The sequence below is a fragment of the Francisella sp. 19S2-4 genome (assembly GCF_036281795.1).
GTDB lineage: Bacteria > Pseudomonadota > Gammaproteobacteria > Francisellales > Francisellaceae > Francisella.
Genome location: NZ_JAWUZH010000072.1, coordinates 1 through 6,099, shown reverse-complemented (window position 1 = coordinate 6,099; position 6,099 = coordinate 1). Strand labels below are relative to the sequence as shown.

Here is a 6,099-nt window from a genome sequence, read left to right as displayed (position 1 = left end):
AAGGCTAAGTTTTTACTAAAAATAGCAAAAATATTCCTATTCATAGAAATTGAAAGATTTATTCAACAGTCTTTAATTATATTTTATCGAAGGAAGATTTTTAAGATCAGTTTTTAGAAATTTGATTTTAATATGACTAATTGATTTTTTGAGATTAAATATATGTTAAATATAATGATTTTTATGAAGATATTAGTCTTTAATCTACACTATGATATATTTTTGCAAGGGACAATACTTAATCTTTTTTAATAAACTGATATTTATGCTTTTATTTTTTTCATTTGCAGAATCTATGCAAAATGATAAATATCTTTTTGAATTAGATAGTTATAAAAAAGATACTTTAAACTATCCAGATAAAATAGGGTTATATACTAAAGATACTATTGTTATTTATCATGGTCAAAGATATAGGTGTATTTCTAACTTAGAATTAAAGTTTTGTAATGACCAAAAATATGTGCCAAATGGAACTCTAGGTAGCTTAGTTTGGTATTCTTTTGATGATATTAAAGATATTAAAGAAAAACCATTAGAGCATAAAAAAATAAGAAGTAAAATGCCAGAATATCCTAATTATATTGGTAGTTATAAAGAAGGTCAGGTTGTTGTAGCTAATCAAAAAAGATTTAAATGCATAAATAATAAGAATCAGCAATGTAATAATATTATATATTCTCCGATAGGAGAAAAAGGATATATTGCCTGGAAAGATATTACAGGAGATTTTTATAGGGTTAATAATAGTTCTAATGATGAAAATATTGTTAGTAATGTTGGCTACACATATCCAAATAATATAAGTGAGCATAAAGCAGGAACAGTTGTTGTTATGGATAATAAACTTTATAAATGTCGCTTAGGGCCAGAATCAGTATTTTGTTCTGATAACGCCTATAGACCTACAGGTAAGTACGGTTCAGATGCATGGATAGAACTAAGAGATAATTCTTAAATCCAAAATACCTAGCTAGTTATATATTAAAGTTAAAATTTTAATGCATTCTGAATATATAAAATATATCATCAATTAATAACATTATTTTAATATATTAAAAATGGCTAGAGTAAAACGCTATATTCCTATTTTAATTTTGGTACTAGGTTTAATAATATTTTTTGCCTTAGGTGGGCAGAAATATCTATCTGTAGTAGCAATAAAACAACATTATCAAGATTTAGTCAATTGGACAAATTCATATTTTTGGCTTAGCTCATTAGTGTTTATTGCCATTTATATTATAGTAGTAGCATTTTCAATACCTGGAGCAACTATTATGACTTTGTTGGGAGGTTTTTTATTTGGTTTATTTCCAGGAGTTATTTGGGTAAATTTAGGTGCAACTATTGGAGCTTGTCTATTATTCTTAGCTGTAAAAACAGCTTTTGGCGAGACATTGAAAGCTAAAGCAAAGGGTAGCATTGAGAAACTACGCAAAGGATTTGAACATGATGCTTTTAACTATCTATTAATACTACGTTTGATACCTTTATTTCCATTTTTTGCTATTAATATAGCTTGTGGGGCTATTGGCATTCGTTTATCAACATTTTTCTGGGCAACTTTATTAGGAATCATACCTGGCTCGCTAATTTATACATGGGTTGGTACTGGATTAGGTTTTGTATTACGCCAAGGTAAAGAGCTGGATATTGGTATTATTTTTGCACCTCAATTTATTTTACCAATAATTGCATTAGCAGTATTATCGCTTGTTCCTGTTATATATAAAAAGGTTAAAGGAGCTAAAATATGAAACAAATAAAAACAGATATTTGTGTAATTGGTGGTGGCTCGGGCGGCTTATCTGTAGCAGCAGGTGCAGTGCAGATGGGTGCAAAGGTTGTTCTTTGTGAAGGTAGCAAGATGGGCGGTGACTGCTTAAACTATGGTTGTGTACCATCTAAAGCAATGATTGAAGCCTCAAGAGTTATACATAATTGTCATAAAGCAAAAGAATTTGGTATTGATATTAAAAATTTTGAAGTGGACTACAAAAAAGTACAAGCCCATATTGCTAATGTGATAGCAAAGATAGAACCGCATGACTCTGTTGAGAGGTTTGAGTCTCTGGGTGTTAAGGTTATCCAAGATTATGCTCATATTATAGATAAGAGAACTGTCCAAGCTGGTGAAATACAAATCAAAGCGAAATATATAGTCTTAGCAACTGGCTCACGAGCAAAAATATTTTCAATAGATGGTCTAGAAGATATTGATTATCTAACAAATGAAACAATTTTTAGTTTAGATATGCAACCTGAGCATTTACTTGTGATGGGAGGTGGACCTATTGGAGTTGAGTTAGCTCAAGCTCATGCATTGTTAGGTTCAAAAGTAACAATCCTTGAGGCAGAATCAAGTATATTAGGGCCAGTTGATAATGATTGTAGGCAGATATTATTAGATGAATTTAAAAAGCTTGGTATAGATGTAGTTACAAATGCTAAGGTTACAAAAGTTTCTAAGCAAGATGCTCAGATACAGCTAGAAACTAATAATGGTAATTATAAAGGATCTCATTTATTAGTAGCTACTGGAAGACAGCCCAATATAGAAAAACTTAATTTAGATAAAGCTGGTATTAAACATTCTGCTAAAGGGATTAATGTTGATATGAGGCTACGCACTAATTATAAAAATATATATGCAATTGGTGATTTAGCTAGCCAGTATCAATTTACTCATGCAGCTGGTTATCATGCTGGAATTGTTATTCAAAATATTCTATTCAAGTTGCCTGCAAAAGTTAACTATTCAAGTTTTCCATGGGCTGTATATACAACTCCAGAAATAGCTCATACAGGCATGGCTATTAAGCAAGCTGAAGAAGAAGACGCAACAATATTAACACTACCATATGACAGTAATGATAGAGCGCAGGCAAGCCTTTCGACAAATGGTTTACTTAAGATAGCAGTTAATAAAAAAGGTTATATTTTAGGAGCTAGTATTGTAGGAGAGCAGGCTGGTGAACTTATTACTCAATGGACTTTGGCTATTAAAAACAAATTGAAAATTAAGCAAATGGCTTCGCATATTGTACCGTATCCAACTCTTAGTGAGTTAAATAAACGTATTGCTGGAGCATACTTTACACCTTCACTGTATAGTGAAAAAGTTAAAAAACTAGTTCGATTTTTATTAAAGTTTTAATTGGGAATATTATGCTAGAGCAAAGTGTCCGACCTTGGTTTCAGAGATATTTTATTAATAAAGTTGCAAATATATTGTCAGCTTTAAATATAAAGCCAAATAGCTTAACGATACTATCTCTTATTACAGGTTTTATAAGTGCAATATTTATATTATATTTACCATGGTTAGCAGTAGTTTTTCTTTTAGTATCCGGTTATTTAGATGTCTTAGATGGCAGTGTTGCAAGGATACAAAAATCTAGTTCATCATTTGGTACAATGCTTGATATTTTGTCGGATCGTTTTGTTGAATCAGTTGTAATAATTGCTATTTTTATTTTTCAACCACAAATTGCTTGGGTTGGATTAATCATGATGATGTCGATAATTGTTTGTATAAGTAGTTTCTTGTTGGTAGGAATATTTAGTCAGCAAGAGTCTTCAAAAAGTTTTTACTATTCACCAGGATTAATGGAGAGAGCAGAGACATTTATATTTTTTATTATTATGATCCTATTACCATCAACAGTTTTATGGTTGGGTATTTTGTTTACAGTGCTAGTGTTATGGACGACTTTTTATAGAGTTTATGAGTTTTATAATCAAATAAAGGTTAAAGATGAAGAAAATAAATATATCTAAAAATATTTTGCTAGTTATATTAGCTTTTATGGCAGTATCTTTATATGCGGCTCCAAGCGCTCAGCTTTGGAGTTATTGGGATAAGTTAGATCAGTCATCAACAGCAAAAATAGATTTTAAACCTTGGCAAAATTTTTTAGATAAATACGTTGTACAGAAAGGGGATCAAACATTTGTTAATTATGCTGAGGTATCTGAAAAAGATAAGGAAAATATTGCTAAGATGATAGATAATTATGCGAAGATAGATATCTTAAAGTACAACAAAAACCAGCAGTTAGCATATTGGATAAATATGTACAATATGTTGACTATCCAGGTTATTTTGCAGCATTATCCAGTTAAGTCAATCACAGATATTGATAAAGGGTGGTTTGGTAATTCAAAAGTTTGGGATCAACGAGTAGTTAAAATTAATGGTAAGGAGTTAACATTAAATGATATTGAGCATCGGATTATTCGTCCAATATGGCATGATCCACGAGTACATTCTGCTGTTAATTGTGCTTCTATTAGCTGTCCTAACTTATCTAAAGAAGCTTACCAAGGTAATCAAATAAATGCTCAATTAAATAAGTCATTTACTACTTGGATAAATAGTTCTAAGGGTTTTGAGATAAAAGATAATAATATTTATATATCAAAAATATTTGATTGGTATGGTAGTGATTTTCGAGATCCGACAGAGATGCGTCAGTTTGTTGCTAAGTATCTAACTAATAAGACTAAAAAAGAAGCAATATTGAATGACAATAAAACTATTTATTATCAAAGCTATAATTGGAATTTAAATCAGCTACCTAATTAATGTATAAAAATTTTTATGGAAAATAGTGACACATCAGTATCAAATTATTATACAGCAGGTAAAAAGGTTGGCTTTTTTGCTTTAACAGCAACTTTAGTAATGACTGAGCTAAATACCTCAACTCTTATAGGATTTTCTAGCTTAGGTTATAATTATGGTTTTTCAGCGATTTCACTTGGTTTAGTATTTTTATTTGGTTTATTTTTCTACGCTATTACAGTAGCAAAAAAATGGAAAAATTTTGATGCTATAAGTGTTACTCAATATTTTGGTTATCGTTATAATAAAGCTTTTGGAATTTTTGCTGCAGTATGTTTATGGGTTGCAATGTTAGGCTTTGGGGCGAATTTTATACATTCAATAACTGTTTGTTTAGAAGTAATATTTCCAAACTATTCTAAAGAGTTAATTACGTTTGTAGCTTGTTTGATTATGTTTGTTGCAACTATTAATTCTGGGCTTAAGTCAATTATTCAAATTGACAAAGTAAGTTTTGTTTTATCTTTGATATTATTTTTGTTTTTAGGGTTTTATTTTTATAACTATCATTTACAAAATATTAATACTAGTGTTAAAAACCATGCTAACTTACCAATTTCATTTAGTTTATCATTGGTTATACTAACTTGCTTTACTTATATTTTATCTCCATGGTATGGACAAAAAATTTTCTCAGCAAAATCATCTAAAGTAGCTTTTTACTCTATGCTTATAACAGCGGTATTAGTTAGTTTATTTTATGTAATAGCTATATTTATTACAGCCTCTTTTTCAAAACAGTTAGATCTAACAAATCCAGATTTAGCTTTAGCAAGTATTGTAGCAACTCGATTACCACTAATCATACAGTTCTATTTTTATATAGTAATATTTTTGATAGCTACAACAACTATAGCAGCTCTTTGGAATACTATGGCATCAGTAATTTTTGTACATAGTAATTACACAAAAACTGTTAGATCAAATAGAGTTTTAGTTTTATCCATAGCTACCCTAAGTTATTTGATTGCAACATTTTTTATAGATCATATTTTAGATAAAATGTTACTTTTTAATATACCTATAGCAGCATTATCTTTTAGTTTAATTTATGGCTTCTATGGTAAGAATAAAAATCTTATAGGTGCTATATTAAGCACAATAGTAGGAATAGTTATTGCCGCAGTTTTGTATCTAACCCTTGATCAAGCAGAGTTTGTATTTTATTGGGCTTTTGTATGTATTCCAATTATTTTTATAGTTGGATTTTTGCCTGTATTTATAGGAAATATAAATAATAAAAAAGATATTTCTCAAAATTATGCTAGATAGTTACTTAAGTCTGATCATATTTTTAAATATATAATTTTAAAAATCTAGTAATGATAAAAGAATTTATTAAGGGGCTGTCCTAGATAAGTCTACTTTAGACTCTCTCTACCCCAGTGTTTAATTATCAAGACTGTTGAATAAATCTTTCAATTTCTATGAATAGGAATATTTTTGCTATTTTTAGTAAAAACTTAGCC

At 29.3% G+C, this 6,099-nt stretch carries 6 protein-coding genes; all 6 read left to right on the top strand.

The annotated features are described in order from the left end of the window. Window positions 1–265: 265 nt before the first annotated feature. Window positions 266–958: a hypothetical protein gene (locus R8535_RS10530; RefSeq protein ID WP_329499061.1), complete on the top strand. Its 693-nt coding sequence runs from the start codon at window positions 266–268 to the stop codon at window positions 956–958. A 103-nt stretch (window positions 959–1,061) separates the two neighbouring features. Beyond that, window positions 1,062–1,760 (top strand): TVP38/TMEM64 family protein, encoded by a 699-nt coding sequence (locus R8535_RS10525; protein WP_329499062.1) that lies wholly within the window; start codon window positions 1,062–1,064, stop codon window positions 1,758–1,760. Continuing rightward, window positions 1,757–3,160, top strand: coding sequence for a dihydrolipoyl dehydrogenase family protein (locus R8535_RS10520; protein ID WP_329499064.1), 1,404 nt, complete (start codon window positions 1,757–1,759; stop codon window positions 3,158–3,160). The genes R8535_RS10525 and R8535_RS10520 overlap by 4 nt, the downstream gene beginning before the upstream one ends. Window positions 3,161–3,171: 11 nt before the next feature. Beyond that, the gene (locus R8535_RS10515; protein WP_329499065.1) at window positions 3,172–3,783 is read left to right on the top strand and encodes a CDP-alcohol phosphatidyltransferase family protein; all 612 of its coding nucleotides are present in this window, start codon (window positions 3,172–3,174) and stop codon (window positions 3,781–3,783) included. Then, on the top strand, window positions 3,761–4,591 hold the full coding sequence (locus tag R8535_RS10510) for a DUF547 domain-containing protein (protein WP_329499066.1): 831 nt from the start codon (window positions 3,761–3,763) through the stop codon (window positions 4,589–4,591). The genes R8535_RS10515 and R8535_RS10510 overlap by 23 nt, the downstream gene beginning before the upstream one ends. Before the next feature lie 15 nt (window positions 4,592–4,606). Continuing rightward, window positions 4,607–5,902 carry a sodium:solute symporter family protein gene (locus tag R8535_RS10505; RefSeq protein ID WP_329499068.1) on the top strand — a complete coding sequence of 432 codons (1,296 nt, stop codon included), beginning with the start codon at window positions 4,607–4,609 and terminating at the stop codon, window positions 5,900–5,902. Window positions 5,903–6,099: the final 197 nt, after the last annotated feature.